General features: G+C 60.8%; 22 protein-coding genes and 1 pseudogene. 19 read left to right on the top strand and 4 right to left on the bottom strand.

Translation table 11 applies throughout. The features are described from left to right. Positions 1-146 precede the first annotated feature (146 nt). The 9 genes and pseudogenes from FEZ60_RS07755 to FEZ60_RS07715 all read left to right on the top strand — a co-directional run. Positions 147-1,781 (top strand): annotated as a pseudogene (locus FEZ60_RS07755) (class I adenylate-forming enzyme family protein); the annotation flags it as partial. A gap of 90 nt (positions 1,782-1,871) precedes the next feature. After that, a complete protein-coding gene (locus FEZ60_RS07750; RefSeq protein ID WP_116102378.1) occupies positions 1,872-3,317 on the top strand; it encodes a carboxyl transferase domain-containing protein in 1,446 nt (481 codons plus the stop codon). A gap of 11 nt (positions 3,318-3,328) precedes the next feature. Next, on the top strand, positions 3,329-4,324 hold the full coding sequence (locus FEZ60_RS07745; RefSeq protein WP_245005914.1) for a nitronate monooxygenase: 996 nt from the start codon (positions 3,329-3,331) through the stop codon (positions 4,322-4,324). Positions 4,325-4,520: 196 nt separating this feature from the next. Beyond that, positions 4,521-6,101, top strand: coding sequence for an ABC transporter substrate-binding protein (locus FEZ60_RS07740; RefSeq protein WP_172935822.1), 1,581 nt, complete (start codon positions 4,521-4,523; stop codon positions 6,099-6,101). A gap of 134 nt (positions 6,102-6,235) precedes the next feature. Continuing rightward, positions 6,236-7,177: an ABC transporter permease gene (locus FEZ60_RS07735; RefSeq protein ID WP_033232363.1), complete on the top strand. Its 942-nt coding sequence runs from the start codon at positions 6,236-6,238 to the stop codon at positions 7,175-7,177. Continuing rightward, complete coding sequence (locus FEZ60_RS07730) at positions 7,174-8,064, top strand: ABC transporter permease (protein ID WP_080711646.1); 891 nt, start codon at positions 7,174-7,176, stop codon at positions 8,062-8,064. Before FEZ60_RS07735 ends, FEZ60_RS07730 begins: the two co-directional genes overlap by 4 nt. Further along, positions 8,048-9,097, top strand: a complete 1,050-nt coding sequence (locus FEZ60_RS07725; protein WP_045068627.1) for an ABC transporter ATP-binding protein — start codon at positions 8,048-8,050, stop codon at positions 9,095-9,097. The genes FEZ60_RS07730 and FEZ60_RS07725 overlap by 17 nt, the downstream gene beginning before the upstream one ends. Then, positions 9,094-9,933, top strand: a complete 840-nt coding sequence (locus FEZ60_RS07720) for an ATP-binding cassette domain-containing protein (RefSeq protein ID WP_051730357.1) — start codon at positions 9,094-9,096, stop codon at positions 9,931-9,933. Before FEZ60_RS07725 ends, FEZ60_RS07720 begins: the two co-directional genes overlap by 4 nt. A 10-nt stretch (positions 9,934-9,943) precedes the next feature. Beyond that, positions 9,944-10,666, top strand: coding sequence for a hypothetical protein (locus FEZ60_RS07715; RefSeq protein ID WP_172935821.1), 723 nt, complete (start codon positions 9,944-9,946; stop codon positions 10,664-10,666). Here FEZ60_RS07715 and FEZ60_RS07710 read toward each other — a convergent pair. Then, a complete protein-coding gene (locus FEZ60_RS07710) occupies positions 10,660-11,388 on the bottom strand; it encodes an IclR family transcriptional regulator (protein WP_033232627.1) in 729 nt (242 codons plus the stop codon). The genes FEZ60_RS07715 and FEZ60_RS07710 overlap by 7 nt on opposite strands. Before the next feature lie 51 nt (positions 11,389-11,439). Here FEZ60_RS07710 and FEZ60_RS07705 point away from each other — a divergent pair, with 51 nt between their 5' ends. From FEZ60_RS07705 to FEZ60_RS07665, 9 genes are read left to right on the top strand one after another with little or no spacing between them, the layout of a single operon-like run. Continuing rightward, positions 11,440-12,267 (top strand): class II aldolase/adducin family protein, encoded by an 828-nt coding sequence (locus FEZ60_RS07705; RefSeq protein WP_233363947.1) that lies wholly within the window; start codon positions 11,440-11,442, stop codon positions 12,265-12,267. A gap of 45 nt (positions 12,268-12,312) precedes the next feature. Beyond that, positions 12,313-13,491, top strand: a complete 1,179-nt coding sequence (locus tag FEZ60_RS07700) for an acyl-CoA dehydrogenase family protein (RefSeq protein WP_095968543.1) — start codon at positions 12,313-12,315, stop codon at positions 13,489-13,491. A 39-nt stretch (positions 13,492-13,530) separates the two neighbouring features. Next, entirely contained in the window at positions 13,531-14,670 is a 1,140-nt protein-coding gene (locus FEZ60_RS07695; RefSeq protein WP_116102313.1) for an acyl-CoA dehydrogenase family protein, read from the top strand. Then, positions 14,663-15,874, top strand: a complete 1,212-nt coding sequence (locus FEZ60_RS07690; protein WP_172935820.1) for a CoA transferase — start codon at positions 14,663-14,665, stop codon at positions 15,872-15,874. The genes FEZ60_RS07695 and FEZ60_RS07690 overlap by 8 nt, the downstream gene beginning before the upstream one ends. Next, positions 15,871-17,142 carry a CoA transferase gene (locus FEZ60_RS07685; RefSeq protein ID WP_045068632.1) on the top strand — a complete coding sequence of 424 codons (1,272 nt, stop codon included), beginning with the start codon at positions 15,871-15,873 and terminating at the stop codon, positions 17,140-17,142. The genes FEZ60_RS07690 and FEZ60_RS07685 overlap by 4 nt, the downstream gene beginning before the upstream one ends. A 12-nt stretch (positions 17,143-17,154) precedes the next feature. Further along, a complete protein-coding gene (locus FEZ60_RS07680; RefSeq protein ID WP_172935819.1) occupies positions 17,155-17,679 on the top strand; it encodes a MaoC family dehydratase N-terminal domain-containing protein in 525 nt (174 codons plus the stop codon). A gap of 18 nt (positions 17,680-17,697) precedes the next feature. Next, a complete protein-coding gene (locus FEZ60_RS07675; protein WP_033232356.1) occupies positions 17,698-18,153 on the top strand; it encodes a MaoC/PaaZ C-terminal domain-containing protein in 456 nt (151 codons plus the stop codon). Continuing rightward, positions 18,153-19,355, top strand: a complete 1,203-nt coding sequence (locus FEZ60_RS07670) for a thiolase family protein (RefSeq protein ID WP_172935818.1) — start codon at positions 18,153-18,155, stop codon at positions 19,353-19,355. The genes FEZ60_RS07675 and FEZ60_RS07670 overlap by 1 nt, the downstream gene beginning before the upstream one ends. 2 nt (positions 19,356-19,357) lie before the next feature. Continuing rightward, positions 19,358-19,774 (top strand): OB-fold domain-containing protein, encoded by a 417-nt coding sequence (locus FEZ60_RS07665; protein WP_116102305.1) that lies wholly within the window; start codon positions 19,358-19,360, stop codon positions 19,772-19,774. Positions 19,775-19,825: 51 nt separating this feature from the next. On the opposite strand, the gene FEZ60_RS07660 is transcribed toward FEZ60_RS07665, so the two are convergent. Then, a complete protein-coding gene (locus FEZ60_RS07660) occupies positions 19,826-20,479 on the bottom strand; it encodes a PadR family transcriptional regulator (protein WP_033232351.1) in 654 nt (217 codons plus the stop codon). A gap of 168 nt (positions 20,480-20,647) precedes the next feature. Between FEZ60_RS07660 and FEZ60_RS07655 the strand changes: the two genes are divergently transcribed. Then, positions 20,648-22,120, top strand: coding sequence for an AMP-binding protein (locus FEZ60_RS07655; RefSeq protein ID WP_172935817.1), 1,473 nt, complete (start codon positions 20,648-20,650; stop codon positions 22,118-22,120). Positions 22,121-22,136: 16 nt separating this feature from the next. Here the strand turns inward: FEZ60_RS07655 and FEZ60_RS07650 are convergent, their stop codons facing one another. After that, positions 22,137-22,817, bottom strand: a complete 681-nt coding sequence (locus FEZ60_RS07650) for a 3'-5' exonuclease (protein ID WP_033232348.1) — start codon at positions 22,815-22,817, stop codon at positions 22,137-22,139. Between the two features lie 82 nt (positions 22,818-22,899). Further along, entirely contained in the window at positions 22,900-24,033 is a 1,134-nt protein-coding gene (gene menC / locus FEZ60_RS07645) for an o-succinylbenzoate synthase (RefSeq protein WP_172935816.1), read from the bottom strand. Positions 24,034-24,039: the final 6 nt, after the last annotated feature.

The raw sequence follows: 24,039 nt of genomic DNA, 5'->3' as shown, positions 1-24,039 counted from the left end.
TATCGCATATCGAACGACTTTTCTGCGTAGTATCCACAATGAGCGGTGGTGAGTAGTTGCGTCGGTGTGGAGCGAACAGGCTCCGATCCACACCGGCGGGGCCGCCCAGCGCGATCGAACTGCGTTGTCACAGAAATGGATCAAGGATGGTCGTTCAACCGGACATGGCATATCGGCGCTCTCTGGCCGTGGCAGAACTGACAGGCCCGGGGCAGTTGTTCGAGGTGGCTGAAGAATCCGTGCGCGGGCACGTCATGCCGGTGTTCAAGAATCGCACGCATACGCTCCGTGAGCTTCTGGCCGCGTCGGTCGAGCACGGCGACACCGAGTATCTGGTGTGCGACGAACTGCGGATTACCTTCACCGATCACTTCGCGCGTGTGGCATCACTGGCAGAGGAGTTGCGAGGCACGTACTCGATCGGCAAGGGCGACCGCGTGGCGATTCTGTCTGCGAACAACGCACAGTGGATCATCACCTTCTGGGCGGCGACGTCCCTCGGGGCGATAGCGGTCGGGATGAACTCGATGTGGTCGGCTCCCGAGATCGACTACGGCATGAAGCACTCCACTCCGAAACTTGTTGTCGCCGACGCAAAACGACGAGAACTTCTCGGTGAGGTCGGCGTGCCGGTACTGTCCACCGAAGTCGACGTACCTCGGTTGTCCACGCTGCACGCCGACGCGGAACTGTCGACCTGCCCCATCCACGAGGACGACCCTGCCGTCATCTTGTACACCAGTGGCACAACCGGACGGCCGAAAGGTGCGACGCACTCGCACCGGAACGTCATCACGGCAAACGACTTTCATCGATTCAACGACGCCTTGGCAACGCATTTCGGAAACCCGCCCGCGAACCGCCGGTTTCTGCTGTCGAATCCTCTCTTCCACATCGCGTCACTGCACAACCTTGCCGTGCCACGATTGTCGATCGGGGACACCGCAGTCATCTACAGCGGGCGATTCGAGATCGAACGCGTGCTGCGTTTGATCGAGCGCGAGCAGGTCACCAACTGGGGTGCTGTGCCGACCATGGCGAATCGCCTTGTTTCACATGGTGATCTGTCACGATACGATCTGTCCTCGCTCAAGACGATATCACTGGGATCAGCGCCGTCGTCACTCGCACTGAAGGAGAAGGTTCGCGAACTGCTGCCGGTGGCAGGGCGTTCGTTGGGGACGACGTACGGGCTCACCGAGTCGTCGACCGGGGCCACCTTGGCGACAGCTGCCGATCTGGAGGAGTACCCGGATTCCGTGGGCCGCCCCGTCGTCACGATGAGCGTCGAGATCCGGGACGACAACGGTCATCGGCTCCCGGACGGTTACGAGGGTGAGATCTGCCTACATGGACCGCACGTGATGGTGGGCTACTGGAACAACGATGCGGCGACGGCCGCCGCGCTCGACGATGAAGGATGGCTGCGTACAGGCGATTTGGGATTCATGGCCGACGGTCACCTCCGCGTCAGCAGTCGTAGATCGGACTTGATTCTGCGTGGTGGGGAGAACGTCTACCCCGTCGAAGTGGAGAACGTCCTGAGCGAGCACCCGTCGGTGCAGGAATGCGCGGTGATCGGAATTCCCCACGCGGACTACGGCGAAGAAGTGGCCGCAATTGTTGTGGTCGAGGAGCCGGGATCCGTCTCGGAGGCAGAGTTGCTCGGGTACGTGCGGGAGCGTCTCGCTAAGTACAAGGTGCCTTCCCGATGGCGACTGACCACAGAACCGCTGCCGCGCAATGCAACCGGAAAGGTCGTGCGTAAACAACTCGACGTTGACGGCGAACCGGCGATAGTCTCGGAGAATCGTCATGCGTGGACTTCGCTGCTGACGGCACTCGACGAGCGTCGTCGGGCTGCACAGGAGATGGGTGGCCCCGACAAGCTACTGCGGTACCGGCGGTTCGGGCGCGTTGATGCGCGCGAACGAGTATCGAAGTTCCTGGACGAGGATACATTTCAGGAAATCGGCGTACTGGCCGGCGACGCGTCGATCCCGTCCGACGCCTTCGTTGCGGGGTCCGGACTTGTCGACGGCCGTCCGGTGCTGGTCGGTTCGGAGGATTTCACGGTTGCCGGCGGATCCATCGGAACGGCAGCGGCCACCAAGCGCGCCCGGATCGCAGAACTTGCCAAGCGCGAGCGCACTCCACTGGTGATGATGCTCGAAGGTGCCGGGCACAGGGCAACCAACGCACTGCACCCGCACCGGCCGGCGCCCAACGATCTGCAGGCAATGGCCGAGCTTGCCGGATTGGTCCCGACGGTTTCGATTGTGTGTGGACCCTCGGCTGGGCACGGGGCTCTTGCTGCACCGATGTCGGATTTTGTCATCATGGTCAAAGACCACGCCGCGATGTTCACAGCCGGTCCACCGCTGGTGGAGGCGTCGCTCGCCGAGAAGGTGACAAAGGAAGACCTTGGCGGTAGCGCCGTGCACGCTGAGGTGAGCGGAATCGCCGACAATGTTGCGGCGGACGTAGACTCGGCGCTCGAGTTGACGCGTAAATACCTGTCCTATTTCCCGTCGAACGCGTGGAGTCGCGCGCCACTGGCCGATCCTGACACTTCGGTTGCGGCGCCGCGCTCCCTCGATTCTCTTCTCGACGTAGTTCCGCCGAATCCTCGTATCCCGTACGACATGCACGACGTGTTGTCCGTGATGGTGGACGAGGGCACCCTGTTCGAGCTGCAACCGCAGCACGGTTCTTCTGTCATCACAGTGCTGGCAAGGATGGGTGGCCGGGTCGTCGCCGTTGTCGCCAATCAGCCACTGGTGCTTGCCGGTGCGTTGGATGTGGCCGCGGCGGAAAAGGCATGCCGGTTCATCGAGATGACCGGCGCTTTCCATATCCCGTTGATCTTCCTGGCCGACAACCCGGGCGTTCTTGCTGGAAGTAAGTCCGAACGGGACGGCATACTGCGGGCGAGTGCTCGGATGTTTGCGGCGCAGCATCGGTCCACCGTGCCGAAAATGCATGTGACAGTGCGCAAGGCCTTCGGATTCGGGGGCTCGGTCATGGGTCAGAATGCTTTCGACAATCAAACCGTGTCGTTGTCGTTTCCGGGAGGGATGCTGGGAGGTATTCCGGCTGCCGTGGGTGGGAGCACCTCGAAGGCGGACGAGCGGACACAGCGTGCATTGATCGAGAACGAGGCTGCAGGTCCGTGGCGTCTGGCAAGTTCGGTGACGTACGACGACGTCATCGATCCACGCGAACTACGCAACGCGCTGCTCGGTGCGCTGAGGCTGTCGAGTGGGCGAGATGCGGAGCCGGTTGCCCCGGTGGTGCACACCGGATACCTGCCCTAGTGAAATCCGACGTGCCACCGGGCTTTCGGACCAGATTCGGCGCTCGACTGCGGATTCCGCTGATCGCCGCACCCATGCTGAGAGTGAGCGGGCCGGACCTCGTGTCGGCAGCCTGCGCGGCGGGCGTCGTCGGCGCCTTTCCGACGGCAAACGCGCGCACGGCAGAGGAACTCGATTCGTGGCTGGCGACATTCGATCGTGCCCATGAGGAGAGCGGCGGAGAACTGGCACCGTACTGCCCCAATCTGATCATGAGAGCGCCGCGACTGGCAGACGACGTTGCGTGCTTGGTTCGCCGCCGAGTGGAAATGGTCATCGCGAGCGTAGGCTCACCGGCCCCGATCATCGGACCGCTCCACGATATCGGCGCTGCGGTCTTTGCCGACGTCGGCACGCTTCGTCATGCCGAAAAGGCAGTTGAAGCCGGTGCGGACGGACTCGTGCTGCTCTCGGCCGGAGCGGGTGGGCAGACGGGGTGGATGAACCCGTTTGCCTTCATCCGTGGTGTCCGTGAGTTCTTCGACGGTACAGTCATTCTCGCAGGTGGAATCTCCGACGGGCAGGCGTTGTGGGCTGCCGAGGTGGCAGGCTTCGACGCGGCGTACATGGGCACACGTTTCATCGCGAGCGACGAGAGTTCGGCGTCGGCGCCGTACAAGGACATGTTGGTCGAGAGCACGATGGACGACGTGGTGTTGACCAACGCTTTCACCGGACTGCGGACGAACATGCTTGCTCCGTCCATCAGAGCGCAGGGGCTTGATCCCGACACACTGAACGAGCAGATCTCCGTGAAAGAATCGGCCGAGCTGTTCGGACCGGGGTCATCAGAACCGGGGCCGAGAAGGTGGACCGACGTCTGGAGTGCGGGCCATTCGGTGTCGGGGGTGAAACGACGCAGCCCCCTTTCGGAAGTAGTTCGCGAAACAGTCGCAGAGTACGAGGACGCCCGAGCGAGAACACGTTCGGTGCTGGAGCAACGACGTGCAGCGAACGCAGACTCCTGAGCAGACGTATTTCGATAGTCACCTTCCCGGTGATCGGGACAAGGATGGATAACTCCTGTGCAGGTTGCCATTGTCAAAACTAGTTCCGAAAAAACGTATACCTAATAGACATATCCGGGTTAGTCTGCCTGTGAGCCGAAGAGACCGTGTGCGTGGGGTTTCTCGCCGACTTTGATCTATCTCGAGAGGGAATTCGATGAGCGGAAAATGGAACGGCAAAGGCAAAATTGCCGCAGTGTCGCTGGTGGCTGCCTTGGCCGTCGCGGGATGCGGCGGGGGCGGCGGCACCAGCACTGCAGGCGGCTCCACTGCATCGGCCGCGGATATCGACCGAGCGGCCGTACTTCGCGTCACCGCGTCTGCGCCGACCCGAAACCTCGATCCGTACCTCCAGACCAGCTACGGCGGTTGGGGATATCTGACTCCGATGTTCGATCGCTTGACCATGGTGGACAAGGACGGAAATCTTGTTCCGGGACTTGCGGAGTCGTGGGAGTTTTCCTCTGACGGTGGCTATCTCGAGCTGAAATTACGAGACGACGTTTCGTTCCACGACGGCACCAAGTTCGACGCCGCCGCCCTCGCCGCAAACGTCCAGCGTGGAAAGACGATGGCAGGCAGCACGGTTGTCGCCGCGCTCGACGACATTACGTCCGTTGATGTTGTCGACCCGACTACTGCCCGGCTGAACCTGACCAAGGGTTCCGGTGTGGAGCTACCCGGGCTGTTCAGCACCAATGTCGGCATGATGGTCAGCCCCAAGACCATCGAAGCCGGCACGGACATCCGAAATGATCCGGGCCAGAGCGGATCCGGACCGTACACCGTCACCAACTACGTACCCGAGGAATCTCTCGAGGTTACTCGTGCAGAGGGCGACTACTGGGATCCAGCGGCCGGACTGCTCGGTGGAATCAGCTTCAAGACCATGCCGGACGCGACAACGCGTTTGAACGGAATGCAGACCGCCGCCACCGATATCAGCTGGGTGAGCTCGGCCAACGAGATCGTTCAGGCGCAGTCGCTCGCGGACCGCAACGTGCTGGGTATTGACAAGGTGAAGTTCCGCAATGTGCTTGGTGTCTTCATGCGAGCACGTGACGACCTCGCGAAACCCGAAGTGCGCCAGGCTGTTGCACACGCCATCGATCCCGAGGCCATCAGCGCGCTATTCTCGGGAACCTGCACCCCGTACCGACAGATGTATCCGGAATCGAGCTGGGCGGCCGACCCGTCGTACCAGTACCCGTACACCTTCGACGTGGACAAGGCCAAGAGCCTGGTCTCCAGTGCTGGTGGAGCCAAGATCACACTGACCTTCGGTGCCGGAACAAATACCGAAAAGCCTGCCAACGTTATCCAGTCCTCGCTGGCAGCAGCAGGATTCGAGGCGGAGCTCAATCCCGTTCCGAACACCCAGAACGAGCCCGGCTACATCGCCGGCACCTTCCAGTCGATGGTGTCGAACAGCTTCAGCCCCAAGGTAGACCCCGCTGAGACCGTCAATACCTTTGTCGTGGGTCCCTACGACTTCGGCAACGGCAATCCCGAGATCGCCGCACTGGCGACAAAGGCTGCCAACCCGACGTTGTCGCAGGACGAGCGGGCCGGGCTGTACCACGAGATCTGGTCGAAGACACTGGCCGAGGCCATGTTCGTCCCGATCTGCAATCAGACGAACGCGACGATCTTCAGTGACAAGGTAGTCAACGCCGACAACATCCCGTGGGTTGACACCGGAATCTTCGATCTGCGCTACGTCGGAATGACCAAGTAGCACTGCAGATTCAGAAATCTTGCTGATAGACCGATCTGCTTCGCAGGTGATGCGACAAAGAATTCACGCAGACGCATCACCTGCGAAGGGGAACCGCCGACAAGACCGGCTGTAAGCGCCGGTGAGGGGTGCTTATGTTGCGTTACGCGGGGCGACGGCTGCTGGCGGCGGTGCCGCTGTTGTTGATTGTGCCTTTGATGATTTTTCTGTTGATCGATTTGGCGCCGGGGGATCCGGCTGCGATTCTTGCCGGTGATGATCCGACTCCGGAGCGGTTGGCCGAAATCCGGTCGACACTTCACCTGGACGACAACATCTTTCTGCGGTACGTCCGGTGGGTGGGCGGTGTTCTGCAGGGTGATCTGGGTACGTCGTTTCTGTCGAATCAGTCGGTGACGGAGCTGATTTTCCGCCGGATGGCGACGACGTTGTCGCTGGTTGTTTTTGCGATGGTGCTTGCGGTGACGATCGGGTTGATCTTGGGTGTTGTCGCCTCGCTTCGTCCCGGCGGAATTGTCGATCGTCTGGTGAATGTGGTGGCGTCGATTGCGATCGCGATTCCCGCGTTCTGGTTCGGTCTGGTGCTGGTGTCGGTATTCGCGGTGACCAATCAGATCTTCCCGGCCTTCGGGTATGCGCCACTCTCAGACGGGTTTGTGCCGTGGATTCAGCACCTCATTTTGCCGGGTACTGCGTTGGCGTTGTTGCCTGCGGCGGAGGTGACGTTGCAGCTGCGGTCGTCGCTGGGGCAGGTACTCAAGAGCGACTACATCCTCAACGCGGAGGCGAAGGGTCTCGGGCGCGGACGTGTCGTGTTCAAGCACGGACTCAAGAACGCGTGCATCCCGGTGGTCACGGTGCTCGGTTTCCGTGTCGCGGAAGTGCTGGGCGGTGCGGTGACCATCGAAATCATCTACAGCATGCCGGGGTTGGGCTCTCTGGCCGTGAACAGTGTCCAGAACCACGATATTCCAGTGCTGCTCGGGTTTGTCCTGTTCACCACCGTGGTGGTGGTGCTGGTGAACCTGCTTGTCGACATTTCCTACGGCTACTTCAACCCTAAGGTTCGCGCATGACTGATCCGAAGGTAGTGACCACATCCGAGACGGCGGAGCGGCCTGCGAGGGGCCAAGGCTTGAAAGCTGTTCTGCGTAAGCCGGTGACGATGGTCGCGGGTATTTTCATCCTGCTTCTGGTGATCATGGCGGTGTTCGCTCCGATTCTGGCGCCGCACGATCCGTATGTGCAGGACCTGGTCAACCGATTGCAGCCGCCGAGTGCAAATCATCTGCTCGGCACCGATGATTACGGCCGAGATGTGTTGAGCCGGTTGATCTACGGCGCGCGGATTTCGTTGACGGCGTCGTTGCAGGCGGTGAGTGTGGCGCTGATCCTTGGGCTTCCACTCGGTGTCATCGCCGGTTATCGCGGCGGCTGGGTCGATTCGCTGATCACCCGGGTGATGGATGCGTTGATGTCGGCTCCGTCACTGGTGCTGGCGATCACGATCGTCGCGGTCCTCGGTTCGGGAATCACCAATGCGATGCTTGCCATCGGTTTGGTCATGGCGCCCAGGTTCTTCCGGGTTGCGCGGGCGTCGACGATGGATGTGCGGCACGAGACATACATCGAGGCCGCAATCGCGTTGGGCTGTCGTCCGGGCAGAACCATTATCAGGCATATCCTTCCGAACGTGATGCCGCCGGTGGTGCTGGTCATCTCCGTCTCTCTCGGTGCTGCGGTTGCGGCGGAAGCGAGCCTGAGTTTCCTCGGCCTCGGGGCGAAGGCTCCGGCGGCGAGTTGGGGTTCGATGCTCAGCACCGCGGCGTCGAATATGCAGTTGGCGCCGTACCTGGTGTGGCCTCCCGGCGTGATGATTTTCTTGACGGTCCTGTCCTTCACCTATCTGGGCGACGGTGTTCGCCGATCTTTGCTACGGAGTCGTAATGGTGACAATGACTGATCTGATGCGTAAAGAGCAGTTCGATGCGAGCACTGAACCACTGTTGCGGGTTCGGGATCTGACCATCGAATTCCCCAGCGGCGGAGGCGGTTGGCAGACGACGGTCGAAGGTGTCTCGTTCGACGTCGGTGCCGGCGAGTCGGTGGCGTTGGTCGGTGAGTCCGGATCAGGCAAGACGGTGTCCTCGCTTGCGGTGATGGGTTTGACGCAGGCTACCGGCGGCCGGATTTCGCGGGGTTCCATCGAATTCGACGGTCGTGATCTGACGAAGGTTCCGGAGCGGGAGTGGCGCAAGCTCCGCGGTACCGGAATGGGCATGATTTTTCAGCAGCCTATTCGCAGTCTCAATCCGGCCTACACGGTCGGTGATCAGATCGCTGAATCCGTGCGCAAGCACTTGGGTTTGAGCCGCAAGGAAGCAATGGCTCGGGCGGTGGAGATGCTCGAATTGGTGCAGATTCCCCGGGCGAAGGAGCGGGTAGGCGATTATCCGCATGCGTTCAGTGGTGGCATGTGTCAGCGTGTGATGATCGCGATGGTGATGGCATGTAATCCGCGGTTGCTGATCGCGGACGAGCCGACTACTGCGCTCGATGTGACGGTGCAGGAGAAGATCCTCGATCTGTTGCGGGATTTGCAGGAGCAGACCGGTGTGGCGTTGCTGTTCGTCAGTCACGATCTTGCGGTGGTGGCGGAATTGTGTCAGCGGGTGGTGGTGATGTATGCCGGTGAGATCGCGGAAAACGCTGCGGCAGAAGAAGTGTTCTTCCGTCCCCAGCATCCGTACACGTCGGGTTTGCTGGCTTCGATTCCGCAGCCGGGACTGAATACGGATCGTCGGCTGCATGCGATCCCGGGCGGGATTCCCGCGGCGGCCGATTGGCCGACAGGATGCCGGTTCTCGCCGCGGTGCCCGCATGTGGCGCCGGGACTGTGCGATGTGGAGCATCCTGCGATGGCGCAGGTTCCGACCGGAGAGGCGCGATGCCTGCGTGTGCAGGACCTCGATCTGCAGGGAGTGAGTGTGCGATGAGTCTTCTCGAAGTGAAGAACGTGTCGAAGTCGTTTGCATCGGGCCGCGATTTTCTGGGCCGTCGCACCAAGTGGTCGCATGCGGTCAAGGACGTCAGTTTCAGTCTCGAAGCCGGTGAATGTCTTGCCGTGGTCGGGGAGTCGGGTGCGGGTAAGTCGACGGTGGGCCGGATTGCCTTGCGGTTGATCGAGCCGGATACCGGTTCGATCACGTTCGATGGCGTTGACGTGCGGGCCGCAAAACCTGCCGAGTTGCGTTCGATGCGCCGCGGTATGCAGATGATTTTCCAGGATCCGCACAGTTCTCTCAATCCGCGGATGACCGTTGTTGATGCTGTGGTGGAACCGCTGATCGTGCATACCGACATGGGTCGGGGTGAGCGTGAGAAGTTGGCGACGGCGATGTTGGACAAGGTGGGGATCGGTTCGCGTTATTTCGGCCGGTATCCGGCGGAGCTTTCCGGTGGGCAGCTTCAGCGTGTTGCAATTGCTCGGGCGTTGACGTTGAATCCGAAGATGATCGTCTGTGATGAACCTGTTGCTGCGCTGGATGTTTCGGTGCGGGCGCAGGTGCTGAACTTGTTGCGGGATCTGCAAGAGGAACTGGGTCTTGCGTATCTGTTCGTGTGTCATGATTTGGCGTTGATCGAAGTGATCGCCGATCGTGTGCTGGTGATGGCGCGCGGTGAGGTTGTGGAAAGTGGGTCGGTGGAGGACATCTTCCGTCGCCCGCAGCAGGAGTACACCCGAACATTGCTCGACGCTATTCCGGTACCCGTTCCACGATCTGTCCGTGGGCAGGAATTCGAGGGCGTCCGAGCCGAACCTGTCAGTTGAGGAGAATTCGATGACATCGGCACCGATGGCAGTGGCACCCGCACAGTCTCGAACCATATTGCGTACCACGGAGTCCGGCGACTTCCTGATGAGTGACTATCTAGGTGAGCACTCCGACGGTTCGGCAACCGGGGGCTTTCAGGCGTATCTTGTCGGCCAGAAGGCGGAAAAGCTTCGGCCCCACTATCACGAGGTGGATCAGTTTCAGGTAGTTCTCGACGGCAGTGGACGCCTCGGTAGGCACGCCATCGGCGCGGGCACTGTGCATTACAGCGATGCGTACACGGTGTACGGGCCGATCTTCGCCGACGCTCCCGACGGTCTGTCGTACTTCACCCTTCGGCTCGACCCCGCCGCTGGATTGAACTACATGCCGGAATCACGCGTCAAAGGTGAGACGCGAGCCGGCGAACATTTCACCTGTGCGATCGACGACGCCGCAGGAGAGACGGGAAAGCTGGATCTACTGGCCCGTACCAGACGTGGCGCCGCAGCATTCGGTGTTGCGCTCGACCTCGGTGGGGTATTGAACGCCGATGCACTCGCTGAATGTGTGGGCCGGGGGTATGCAGTTGTGTTGTCCGGCAGTGTTGCGTTCGGCGACCGCACATTGCCGTCCGGAAGTCTCATTCCGTTCGAGTCTGCTGTTGCACTGGAGGGGCTTTCGGGACAGTCCGATCGCACGAACCTGGCCCTGGTTGTCTTCGCGACGCTGAGTGAGCCCACTCAGTAGGAGCCGCCGAGTTGATCCGCCGCCGATCGGAGCAGCTCGCCGTACCGCGCGAAGTACTCCTCGGTGAGTCGAGTCGCCGGCCCACTGATCACGATCGCAGCCAGTGGCGATCCCGACGCATCCAGCACCGCTGCGGCGAGGCTGGTTGATCCTTGCTGGACGGCTTCCTCGCTTGCGGCCCATCCACGCCTGCGTATCTCCTGGTACTCGGCATCTGCGAGGAGGAGATCGGGCTGACCCGAGCTGTTCATGCGTTCTTCCTGCGACTGGTACGCGTGGATGACCCGTCCCGCTGCACTTGTCTCGGGTACGTGTATCTGCCCGGGCTTCAGGCCTGTCCGAACCATGTGGGTACCTTCAACCACCCCGAGGACGATCATGTGTTCTTCCTCCGCGACAGCGAGATGTACTGTCTCGCCGGTTGTATCCCGAATCTTGGTCATGACGGGTTGTGCTCGGGCAGCCAGCGACGAGCCGTTGTAGACCTGTCCGGCTACGACAACACAACGGGTGGAGAGCTCCCAGCGGGGTGGAGCCTCGCCGACAGGGTGGATCCATTGCGCTTCATGGAGGGTTGCCAGGGTGCGTTGCATGGCGCTTTTGTCGACCTCGAGTAGCCGTGAAAGCGCGGTCAAGCCGATTGGCTGATGGGCAGCAATGGCTTCGATGACGCGGAGTCCGCGCGTGAGTCCACTGATTGTCTTGACTGCGATCTGAATCACCCCTACTGTGATTAAAGAATTGATACACAGTATCACATAGAGATACTTGCTGTGAAGACGATCTTCCTGAAAGTTCGCACTTTCCTTCCCGCTGGCGGTCCAGTGCACTACCGAGAGGTTGCTGTGAAGAAGTTCAAACCCACTGTCGATCAATTGATCCCGAACCTGACGCCGGCGGAGGAGATAGTTCTGCTTGCGCGAGCTCTGTGGGCCGAGGGGTACCGGGATCATCTCGCCGGGCATATCACGTACAACCTCGGTGACGGCACCATGCTGTGCAACCCGTGGCTTCTCACCTGGGAGGAGATCCTCCCCGCCGACATCATTCGTATCGACGTAGACGGCAATGTCCTACAGGGCGATTGGCCTGTCCCGCTGGGAATTCCTCTGCACCTTGCGCTTCACCGAGCACGTCCCGACGTCGGCATTGCGCTACACAATCATTCGGAGTTCGGAACGGTCTGGGCTGATCTGGGCGAGGTTCCACCCGCTTACGATCAGAGTTCCAGCCTCGGCGGCGGTGAGGTAGTGCTGGTCGACGAGTACGACGGCGGCGTCGACAACATGGAGGCAGCCGAGGCCGCGATCCGGTCGATCGGGCCCGCTGATCGCGCACTCCTGGCAGGACATGGCGTTTTTGTCACCGGAAGTACCGCCGCAGCAGTCTATTTGCGGGCGGTCGCTCTCGAACAACGTTGTAAGAATGCCTGGATGATCCGGGTGGCCGGTGGACCGGAGAAGACAGCTCTGCCCGACTGGTGGCTCGATCGAATGGCCGGTAGTGACGGAAACAGCTACCACGGCTTCTGGGAGGCTGCGGTGCGCGCTGCGTTGCGCTCGGATCCTGAACTGGCCGAGAGCCTTCAGGCCTCCCAATGAACAACCAAGGCTCTGCGGCCATCAGCCACTCTGGAACGGATACCCATGGATTTTGAACTAGACGCAGATCAGCGAGCGTGGCGAGAGGAGATACGCACGTTCCTTCGCGACAATGTCACACCGGAACTGCGCGCGGAGATGGCCGAGCACGATCTCGAGTTCATCGGCGGCGAGCTCACGGCCTTTCGCCGGAAGATCGGGGCAAAAGGGTGGTTCGGGCTCAATTGGCCCAAGGAGTTCGGTGGGCTTGGTCTCGGTGCGGTGTATCAGCATCTTCTGGTCAGCGAATTCGAGTACTGGGGCGTGCCGGGACCGGACTTGACCGTTACGTCGGTGGCTCCGATGATCATGCGCCACGGCACGCAACAGAACCGGGAAGAATTCCTGCCGCCCATTGCACGCGGTGAACTGACCTGCGCCGTCGGTTATTCCGAACCCAATGCCGGAACAGACCTTGCGAGTCTGAAAACCCGGGCGGTGCGTGAGGGCGACGAGTGGGTAATCAACGGTTCCAAGATCTGGAACAGTATGGCGCAGCGCGTCACTCACGAATGGCTGTGTGTTCGCACCAATACCGAGGTGCCCAAACACAAGGGTATCTCGGTGATCATCGTGCCGATCGACGCTCCCGGTGTTGTGATTCGTCCGATCACCGCGTGGTCCGGATATCGAACCAACGAGACGTTCTTCGACAACGTCCGTGTCCCAGCGACCAACCTGATCGGTGAAGTCGACAAGGGATGGAAGTACATCACCGGTGCACTGGATCTCGAACGTGGTGCCCTCACGAATGCAGGTGACCTGCGCAGAGCCGTCGACGATCTGTTGATTCTCGCGCGGGAGATCCGAGAAGACGGAACACGTCCGCTCGACAACGCAGATGTACGCCGCAAGCTCGCTCAGTTGGATGCGGATGTCGAACTCGCGCAGCTCATGGGATTCGAGGCGTCGTCCCTGCTCGAAAGTGGAACCATTCCGTCGGTGCTCGTCAGCGTCGAGAAGATTTTCTCCAGTGAACTCAGACAACGGATTGCCGATGTCGGAACGGCGATGCTCGGTCCGGCAGGTTTGATCGCGGGATCGGACCCTCACGCAGTGATGGCAGGAAAATTCGAGCGACTGTACCGCGCCGCGCCACTGCTGCGATTCGGTGCCGGAGCCAACGAAGTTCTGCGAGATGTTATCGCCCAGCGCGGGCACGGCCTACCGAGTTACGGACGCTGACATGATTCCGACCTTCCTTGACGGCGTAGGAGTTTGCCGATGAAACTTGTTGCTAACCAAGACCAACTCGATCTGCAGGCAATGTCGGCTGCCGTCCTGGCCAAACAATGCCCGATCAGTGTGGTACGAGAACTGGCAGAACCGATGTCCGAAAGCAGCCCGGACAAACTGATGACGGCGCTTGCCGAGGTTGGTGTACTTGGCCTGGCGATCGATGAAGAATACGGCGGCGGTGGAGCCAGCCTGTACGAACTCGGTGTGTTCTTTCGGGAGGCCGGCCGGGTTCTCTGCCCGTCGATTGTCTACAGCACACTGCAATTCGGTATTGCCGTCGGGCGACTGGCTACGCCGGAACAACGCAGGCGTTATCTGCCTGCGCTGGCCGAAGGTCGACTTCGCGCCGGCGTTGCCGCCTGGAATCCCGGGGACGCCGGCGATATTCGACCCACTCTGACCGCAACACCAGCTCCGGGTGGGTGGCTGCTCAACGGAACCCTGCCATTTGCCGTGAACGCCTCGATGTCCGACGTGGTCCTCGTGACTGCTCGCACATCGGTGTTTGCCGAACCGGAACGGTTGATCTGCGCCTTCGTCGAGCGGACAGCCGAAGGTTGGAATGCCGTCCCATTGTCGAACATGTCCGGAGAGAGGCTATCTCGCGTCGAACTTGTCGACGTGTTCGCCTCGGACGCGGCCGTTTCTCTCGGGGGCAGCGGAAATGGGCTGAGCGCCGACGATCTTCGGTGGGTCGCCAATGCGGCAGTGGCGCTTCAATGCATGGAGATGGCAGGCGGCGGCGCCGCAGTTCTGGATCGCACCGTCGACTACATTGCCCAGCGTGAGCAGTTCGGGCGTCCGATCGGTAGTTTCCAAGCCGCACAACACATTGTCGCGGACATGCACATCGCGCTCGAAGGTGCCCGCTTGGCTGCCGCGCACGCGGTGTGGTGGGTGGCTCGCGGTGAATCCGCCACCCGTGCGGTCGCGATTGCAAAAATGCAGTGCAACGAGGCCTACAAGCGCGCGACCCTGGACGCACATCAATTGCACGGTGGTATGGGGTACGTCCTCGAGACTGATTTGCACCTGTGGTCGGAGCGGGCGAAGGTCACGGAAATCCGATACGGCACAGCAGATATTGCGGCGGGTTGGCTGCAGAAGGAGCTGAACCTTGCCTAGCGAAGCGAAACCCGGACCGCGGCAGGCACTTCAGGATCTTCGGATCGTGGATTTGTCGAGGTGGGTGGCAGGAGAATACGCAACAAAGATGTTCGCAGATTTTGGTGCGGACGTTGTCAAAGTCGAAAAGCCGGAGACGGGCAGCTTGACGCGGGCGTGGGGACCGTTCCCCGGCGACGTTCCGAACGTCGAGCGAAGCGCACTCTTCCTGCATCTGAACACCAACAAGAAATCGCTTGTCCTTGACTTGACCTCGGATTCCGATCGGGAGGTTCTCCTGAACCTCGTGGACACGGCGGACGCGGTGGTGGAGTCCTTCCGTCCCGGCCAGCTGGAGAAATTGGGCCTGGGACCGGAAGTGCTGCACGCGCGCAACCCATCGCTGGTGATCACGCGGATCAGTGCTTTCGGCCAGACCGGACCGTACCGGGATCGTGAAGCGAGCGGCCTGGTCCTTCAGGCTGCCGGTGGCCCGATGAACGCAACTGGTGCGGCTGATCGTGCGCCGTTGCGTAAACCGGGACTGCTCGAGCACTACACGATCGGCCGTACCGCCGGCGAAGCCACGCTGGCGGGAATCTTCAGCGCCAAGCGCACAGGAGAAGGTTCCGTGATCGACGTGTCCGGGCAGGAGGTTCTGCTCGCCGGCGCCGACCGGCGAGCGTCGTACCTCGTTTCGGCGGCGTATTCCGGCATGAATGCTCCACGCGGAGTGCGAAGCCCGCACCGGCACGGCGCGACGTTCACCGGACCGTTCCGGGCCAAGGACGGATTTGTGATGCTGTACGTGACCAATCAGGCCTTCTGGAATCGGTTGGTCGACATAGTCGGCGAGCACGACGATGCGTTCCATACGCGGTACCACGGGCGCGAGACGATCATGGGAAGGGATCGTGACGAGTTCATGGAATATGTCACCGAGTGGTTCGCGCAGCGGCCCAAAGTCGCCATCATGGAACAGTGCGAGGCGGCACGTATTCCCGTCACGGCGTATCTCGACGTCTCGGAATTGTTGAGTCACGATCACTTTCGTAGCCGAGGCGCATTTGTCAGCGGTACACATCCGGTTGCGGGCACGTTGGAGTACACGGGTGCGCCGTGGCGGATGGCCAACGGGTACCAGTTGCGTCATACCGCACCAACTCTCGACCAGCACGGCCCACAGATCCGTGAGTCACTGACACAAACAGGGGAGCGAGTATGAGTTATCCGCTCGAAGGGATTCGTGTTGTCGACCTGACGGTTGTGTGGTCCGGCCCCGGTGCGACAGCGATGCTGGGGGACTTGGGCGCAGAAGTGATACGTGTGGAGGGGAACAACCGCGTCAGCCGACAAGTTTCGGCAAAGACAACGAAGGAATCGATCGCGCAGACCGGGTATCACGGCGGCACCTATCCGGAGAAGGATCCCGGCGAGCGACCGTACGACCGCACAGCTCTCTTCAACTGGCATTCCCGGAACAAACTGTCGGCGTGTATGAATCTCGATACCGCTGAGGGACACGCAGCTGTGATCGAACTGATCAAAGTCAGTGATGTTCTGGTGGAGAACAATTCCAACGGAACTCTCGAGAAGTTGGGGCTTGGGCACGAGCGTTTGCTCGAACTCAACCCTCGATTGATCGTCGCTCGCATGCCACCCCTCGGAATGGCCGGACCGATGAGTGACTATCTCGGTTACGGCCCCAATTTCAACTCGCTGGTGGGGATTGCCGCGATGGACGGTTACGAGGGTGAGGAAGCCGACTCGGCCGGCGAGAACTACCACATGGACGAGGCAGCTCCGGCAGGTTTGGCCTTTGCGGTGATGGCCGCACTGTTGGACCGCGAGCACACCGGCGTTGGGGGACTTGTCGAGTTTGCGCAGGCGGAGAACGTCATGGCGGAGATCGGGGAGTTCGTGCTCGACGCGCAGGTGAACGGGAGAGTTCCGGAGATCCTCGGCAACTCCGATCCTCATGTGCTGCAGGATGTTTACCTCAGTGCGGATGAGGATCGGTGGGTGGCGATATCCGTTCGCAGCGATCGCGAGTGGACGGCATTGGCCTCGGTAATCGGCGGGGACGAACTTGCAGAAATGGGCGCCGATACAGTCGCCAGACGGACAAACTCCGCGTCGATCAGGGATCGAATTGCGAAGTGGGCCCGCTCGATGTCGGCTTCCGAGGTTGTTTCGGTGTTGCAGGAGTGTGCCGTTCCCGCGGGTGAAGTGATGAGCGAAACCGGATTGCTCGAAGACGACCATCTGCGCGAGCGTGACTGGTTCCAGGAGCGGTCACATCCGTCGGTGGGAACCTATCGATATCCCGGACATCCCTGGCGGGTAGAGGGATTCGATCTGGCATTCGGGCGGGTACTCCCAGGGTTCGGTGAAGACAACGAGTACGTCTACAAGAAGATCCTCGGCTATTCCGATGAGAAGTATGCCGAACTCGAGAATTCCGGACTGGTCACCGACCATCAAATAGCGTGAGAGAGAAAGAACATGACTGAAAACGTAGCCGTGATTCCGGATCCGGAATCTCTGATCCCCGACAATGTTGCCGAGCGTGTCGGGGAGGTGGTCTCCCAGGCGAGCGGAGCTGTGGTCGCGCGGGACTGGCAACGGTGGGCTGTGGCCGTCGGCGAAACCAACCCGCTGTACTTCGACAGCAACTATGCCCGTGAGCACGGCTATCGCGATATTGTCGCTCCGCCGCTGTATTTGCAGTACGCGATTCTCGGGGTGACGCCGATACCGGAACTTCGGGTAGACGGCTCATCCGGTGCTGCCTCCGGGAATCTTGTTTTCCCGTTGTGCCCCAAGCGAATGGCAGGTGGCGAGAACACCACCTTTCTTCGGTCGGCCTACGACGGAGATGTGATCACCAGTGTGCGCGTCGTGGATTCGGTGGTCGAGAAGCGCGGTCGGTCCGGCCGATTCGTTCTGGTGACGTGGAAGACCACGTATACCAATCAGAACGACGAGGTTGTTGCCGAAGCGACCACCTCGATGATCGCCCGACCGTAGCGCGAGGAGTTGAAAGTTATGTCAACACAAGTATATTTCGATGATATCAACACCGGCGACACGATTCCGGTGTTGGCTGTCAGTGTCACTGCACTGCAGATGTTCCTCTTCAGCGCAGCGACGTACAACGGGCACCGCATTCACTACGACCGGAGTTGGGCTGTCGACGTCGAGGGCTATCAGGACGTCGTTGTACAGGGCCCGCTTCAGGCGGCGCTTCTGGCGCGCGTTGTCACCGACTGGATCGGTGGCGGGGGATCGTTGGTGAACTTCTCGGCCTCGAACCGGGCTGTGGCCTTTCCCGGCGAGCCGTTGGAATTCACGGGGACAGTGACCGGAAAACGCGACGAGAACGGTAGAGCGCTGGTCGATTTGGAACTTGCCGGAGTGCGGGGTGGTGAGGTGCTGATGCCGGGAACGGCCACCGTGCTGCTGCCACGCCGTGACAGTGCTGTCTCCGCCGGAGCGTCCTGATGGCGGGACTGCGCGGTGAGGCCGCCATCGTCGGGTTCTGTGAATTGCCCGCCCAGCGCAAGCAGACCCGTCCTGAGTTGTTCACCATCGAGCAGTGGGCAATGCTCTCGAAGCTGGCAATCGAGGATGCGGGTCTGAAGGCGTCGCAGATCAATGGTCTTGTCACGCATGGTATTGCGGAATCCGATATGTTTGCCCCGGCCACGTTGTCCGAGTATCTCGGGATTCCCTTGAACTTCGGTGAGCGAGTAGACCTCGGCGGCGCAACGGCGGCAGGGATGGTGTGGCGAGCTGCCGCAGCCGTCGAACTCGGTATCTGCGACGCGGTACTGGTCATTGTTCCTGGGTCGTTCATGACACCGAAGTCGCAGATTCAGCCCGCTGTGGATCCAGGGTATCTCGGTGCCTCGAGTGGCAAGTTCGGTTCTCCTCAAGCCGAATTCGAGATTCCGTACGGTAATCTCGGCCAGAACGCGCCGTACGCCCAGATCGCTCGGCGGTATGCGTCGGAATTCGGGTACGACGACCGTGCCACCGCCAAGATCGCGGTGGACCAGCGAACCAACGCCTGCAGTACTCCCGGTGCGGTGTTCCATGGAAAGCCGATCACGATCGACGACGTTCTGGCGAGTCCGATGATCGCCGATCCCATTCGGATGCTCGAGGTTGTGATGCGGGTGCAAGGTGGAGCAGGCATTGTCGTGGCGAACGCTGACATCGCGCGTCGCGGTCGCAACAGGCCGGTCTGGGTCAAGGGGTTTGGCGAACGCCTGTCGTTCAAGACACCGACCTATGCAGAAGACATGGTGCGCACCCCGATTGCGAAGGCTGCGGACACGGCATTCGACATGGCGGGTATCTCACGCTCGGCAATCGATGTCGCGTCGATCTACGACTGCTACACGATCACGGTGGTGATGAGCCTCGAAGACGCGGGCTTCTGTGAGAAGGGGAAGGGTATGGAGTTCGTGTCGTCGAGAGACCTGACCTTCCGAGGGGACTTCCCGTTGAATACCGCCGGCGGCCAATTATCCTACGGGCAAGCAGGAATGGCGGGCGGGATGCACCACGTATGCGATGGCGTACGTCAGGTGATGGGCCGATCCGGGGCGGCGCAGGTTGCCGACTGCAATACCGCTTTCGTGACCGGGAACGGCGGCATCATGAGTGAGCAAGTCGCACTGATACTCCAGGGAGATTAGGGATGTCGAACGAAAAGCCGTTTCCGGAACCGACGCCGGTGTCCGCACCGTTCTGGAATGCTTTGCGAGAAAGCAAGATAAAGATTCAGTACTCGCCGTCATCGGACGAATTTGTCTTCTATCCGAGATTGCTGGCTCCGCGCACGTTGGCCGACGACCTCGAGTGGCGTGAAATCAGTGGATTGGGCACGCTGTACACCTATACGGTGGCTGACCGTCCCACAGCACCGCCGTGGTCGGATGCGTTGCCGCAGATGTTGGCGGTGGTGCAGTGGGACGAGGGGCCGCGGTTCAGTACCGAACTGGTCGATGTCGGCGATCTGGAACTGACTGTCGGTATGCGCGTGGAACCCGTGTTCTGCGACTATCCGGATCGAGACATCACGCTGCTGAGATACCGCCCTGTATCGCACTGCTGAGATATCGGCCTCGAGCGCTCTGACACCTTCAGTATCAGAGCGATACGAGCATTAGTCTTCGTGTTTGCGGAGCTCGTCCGGGGTGCGGGGTTCAGGCTTCTTCCGGCGTGCTTTGCCGGCGCTGGATTTGTCGGATCCGAGTCGAGAAATGTTCTCCAACATCCAGTTTGCGCGGTCACGCTCTGATTCGTAGTACATCTCGGACCATCGCAGCACCAGTTCGGGATATGCCCATCCAGCTTCTTCGGACGCGCCTTCGGCGTCGGCAATTGCGCGGATGCGCATCTTCTCGGACTGGTCGCGATGTTCGGTGAGTACCGATTGCAGTTTGTCAGGGTCGGCCAGATGGCCGAGCCACATCCTGAGCATTACGCCGTGTTTGAGCACTGCGGGTTCGACCGGCGATTCGTTTGCCCACGTCGCTACCGCGTCGGTTCCGGCCGGAGTGATCGCGTACAGGCGCTTACTCTTGACGTCGTTTGTGCTCACCACGCGGGACGTGGCAAAGCCGTGGGCCTCGAGATTACGCAGTTCGCTGTAGATCTGACTGTACGACGGTGCCCAGTAGAAGAATCGCAGGCTCCAGTCGGCCCATTTCTTGAGGTCGTAACCGGAGAGTTCGGATCCGAAGGACAGTAGACCCAGGACGGCCCAACTTGTCGGTCGCAGAGTGGGCGCGTCTGCAGGTGTTTTGTCCTTTGCCATAGTCGAAAGATTACCTGGCGGTAGACCTAAAGAGAGTATTTCGGTTAGAAATATGCTGGCAATATGTCGTAGAAGGTGCCTGTGAACAGCTGTCTGCGTGCCGCTCCCGTAGGACCACTGAGCGGGAGAGGCGTCAAGCCTACGTCGGCCGAGTGTTTCAATGCAGATATGCCGCGTGATCTTTTGGTATCGACGCTCGACGCGCTCTGTGTGGATTTGGCACACCGGTGCGGAGACCGGGTGGCATTGCTCGACGGCTGCCAGGAGATCACCTACGGCGAACTGACCGATCAGGCACTGCGAGTGGCCGCTGTTCTGGCAGATTCCGGTGTGCGACCGGGTGCACGGGTGGTCCTCAGCGGCCGGAATACCACCGACTGGGTCTGTATCGCACTCGGGATACTGTGCGCTGGGGCAACCGTTGTTCCGGTGGGCCACGGTGTCAGTGGTCCCGAATATTCACGGATCCTTGATGTCACCGAACCGGCGCTCGTAGTCGACCAACCACGGATCGCCGACATCATGGCAGCCGCCAGAACTACCGCCCCTCACCCGGATAGACCGGCAGCGGGGCCCGACGACATCGCGGTGATTCTCTCGACCTCCGGCTCGACCGGGGTGTCCAAGCAAGTTCCCATGACCCACGGACAGCTGTCGCGGTTGTACTCGGCAGTGGCAGACCGGCTCGAGCTGACCAGTGCGGATCGAGTGATCGGTGCCGTCCCGTTTGCACATTCGTTCGGTTTCAACGGTGTGCTGCTGACCGCAATGTGCGCCGGAGCCTCGGTACGCGTCGTCGAACACTACGACAGAGCCGACCTTGCCGATGTGATCGTCCGTGACCGCGTCAGCGTGGTGATGGGGCCGCCGACCATCCTCTTCGATCTGGTCGGCAGTGGCCGCGACGACATCGGGTTGGTATGCAGAATGGCGGTGAGCGGCGGTTCCGAAGTACCGCTCGACCGCATGCGCGGAGCCTGCCGTGAACTCGGAATCGTGAATATGGTTGTCGGCTACGGGCTTACCGAAGCCTGTGGAACCGTCGCCATGGGCAGTATCACCGAAGGCGAATCGGGTTCGCTCGCGATGTTGACCCCCGTCGACGGACTCGAAATTCGGATTGTCGACGACTACGGCTATCCGCTGCCTCCGGACGAGGACGGCCACGTTCTCTGCTCCGGGTACAACATCATGCACGGATATCTGCGAGGGGTAGACGATCCGGAATCAACGCCCGACGACGCCGTAGACGGTGACGGGTGGTTGCGAACCGGCGACATCGGTTGGTCGGACGACGAGGGGCACCTGTATATCGTTTCGCGGGCCAAAGACACGGTGATCGTCAGCGGATTCAACGTCTACCCGCAAGAAGTGGAGACGGTATTGATGGATCACCCGTTGATCCTCGAAGTCGCGGTGATCGGCGTGGCCGACCAACGGCAAGGCCAACGGCTGGTTGCCTGCATCATTCCGGCCCACGGATACTCCGTCGATTCCGAGGATCTGATCGATTTCTGCAAGGAACGGTTAAGTGCCTACAAGGTGCCGCGCATCTTTGTCGAGCTGGAGATGTTCCCGACAACGCACACCGGCAAACGATCACGAGAAGAACTACGCAAGCAGGTTTCGCAGAGATTGTGACCTGTCCGCACAGGTATCAAGCTACGAAATGAATAGGCCACTGGCCGTTCACATCTGAAACGTCTTTCCCTTGACTGCTCAGAAACTCGGCAAAATCCCGTTGACGTTCGGCGTGCCACTGTGCCTGATCGACCATGAGATCAAGATCGTTGATCTCCGGAAAACGCAGTGCTAGTTCTCGTGCCAGAGCTGCCGCGGCCATCGCGTCGGCCTCTGCCTCGTGCGCGGATTCGAGTGTGATTCCGTAGAACTCGCAGACCGCAGACAGCGTTCGCTTTCCCTTGCGGAACTTGTCCATCGCGCGATCGATCACGTAGGGATCGACAACCAAGCCGGGAACCAGCGCCGGTTTGCCGATTCGTAGGCCTTCGGAGTGCATGACCGTGAGGTCGTAGGACGCGTTGAACGCAACAACCGAATGATCACGTGCCCACGAATTGTGGAGAGCCTCACGGATCTCCTCGTAGCCCTCGGCGTAGTCCTGACCGTGCTCAGCCGCATATTCGGTGGTGATGCCGTGAATAGCGATGGCCCCGGCCGGAATATCGACGCCCGGGTCGAGTAACCACGTGCGGGTTTCGACACTCGAGCCATCCACGACGGCAACACACGCGCTGACGATCCGGGCTGTGGATGGATCGCGCCCCGTGGTCTCGAGGTCGAACGCGCAGATCGGGCGATCGGACCAGTTGTTCATCGGGGGCCTTTCGGTGTTCAAGTTCATGTCCGGTTCACTATGCACGCAGGCACCGACAAGAACTGCCACGAACCCTCTCGACCTACATTGAGTCGGTCCCGACAGTAAATCGCTCCAGCACCTCCAGGCGCGGAGTCACACCGAAGCCCGGCCCTTGTGGCACAGCGATGTGCCCGTCCTCGATGACAAACGGTTCGGTGATGTCCTCGGCGTAGAACCGGTCCGATGCCGAAATATCGCCCGGTAACGTGAAGCCGTCCAACGCCGCAAGCGCCGTGTTGGCAGCGCGGCCGATTCCCGTCTCGAGCATTCCGCCGCACCACACCGCGACGCCGTGAGCTGATGCCAGGTCATGGATGCGTTTAGCCTCCAGGTACCCGCCGACCCGACTCGGCTTGATGTTGATGACGGACGCAGCGCCCAGCGTGATCGCGTCCGCGGCATCCTTGGCGGATTCCACCGATTCGTCGAGGCAGATGGGCGTACTGAGCGCTGCGGCAAGTGCGGCGTGCTGCACCAGATCGTCCTCGGCCAGTGGCTGTTCGATGAGGAGCAGTGCAAATTCGTCCAGCCGGCGCAGTAATGGGGCGTCGACGAGGGTGTAGGCGGCATTGGCGTCGACCTGCAGGGGAACGTCGTAGCCGAATTCCTTGCGTACTGCGGCAACCGGTTCGACATCCCAGCCAGGTTTGATCTTCAGTTTGATGCGGACGTAGCCCTGCGACAGGTAGTTGCCGACGGTCCCGAGCAACTGGGGAATGCTGTCCTGGATGCCTACCGATACTCCGGAGGGCACCCGTGTGCGAGTGGCACCGAGGTAACGGGCGAACGACTGACCGCGTGCCCGCAACTCTGCGTCGAGGAAAGCCATTTCGACAGTCGACTTCGCCATCCGGTGGCCGACGATACCGGCGAGCGCGTGGCCGACTGTTTCGGCGGACAGCGGGCCCGTCGACTGCGCCTGGCGAAGTACGGGAATCAGATAGTCGCGCAGAATCATTCGCGCACCTGCGGTGTACTCGGCGGAGTAGTACGGGTCGCTCAGCGCGCCGCACTCGCCCCATCCGGTGGTCTCGACCGGGCCGTTCGGGCCGTCAGCAGTGCCGGTTACCTTCATCACCAGCGTGTTGCGCTCGTACTGCGTGCTGAAGGACGTGGTGAACGGAGAGACCAGCGGTATGCGCAGCTCGCGCAGTTCTACGGATTCGATATGCATCGGTAT

It is taken from the genome of Rhodococcus sp. MS16, from assembly GCF_013277795.1.
Classification (GTDB): Bacteria; Actinomycetota; Actinomycetes; order Mycobacteriales; family Mycobacteriaceae; genus Rhodococcus_F; species Rhodococcus_F globerula.
The sequence above is the reverse complement of the archived record's forward strand: the minus strand, read 5'-3'. Positions and strand labels throughout refer to the sequence as shown.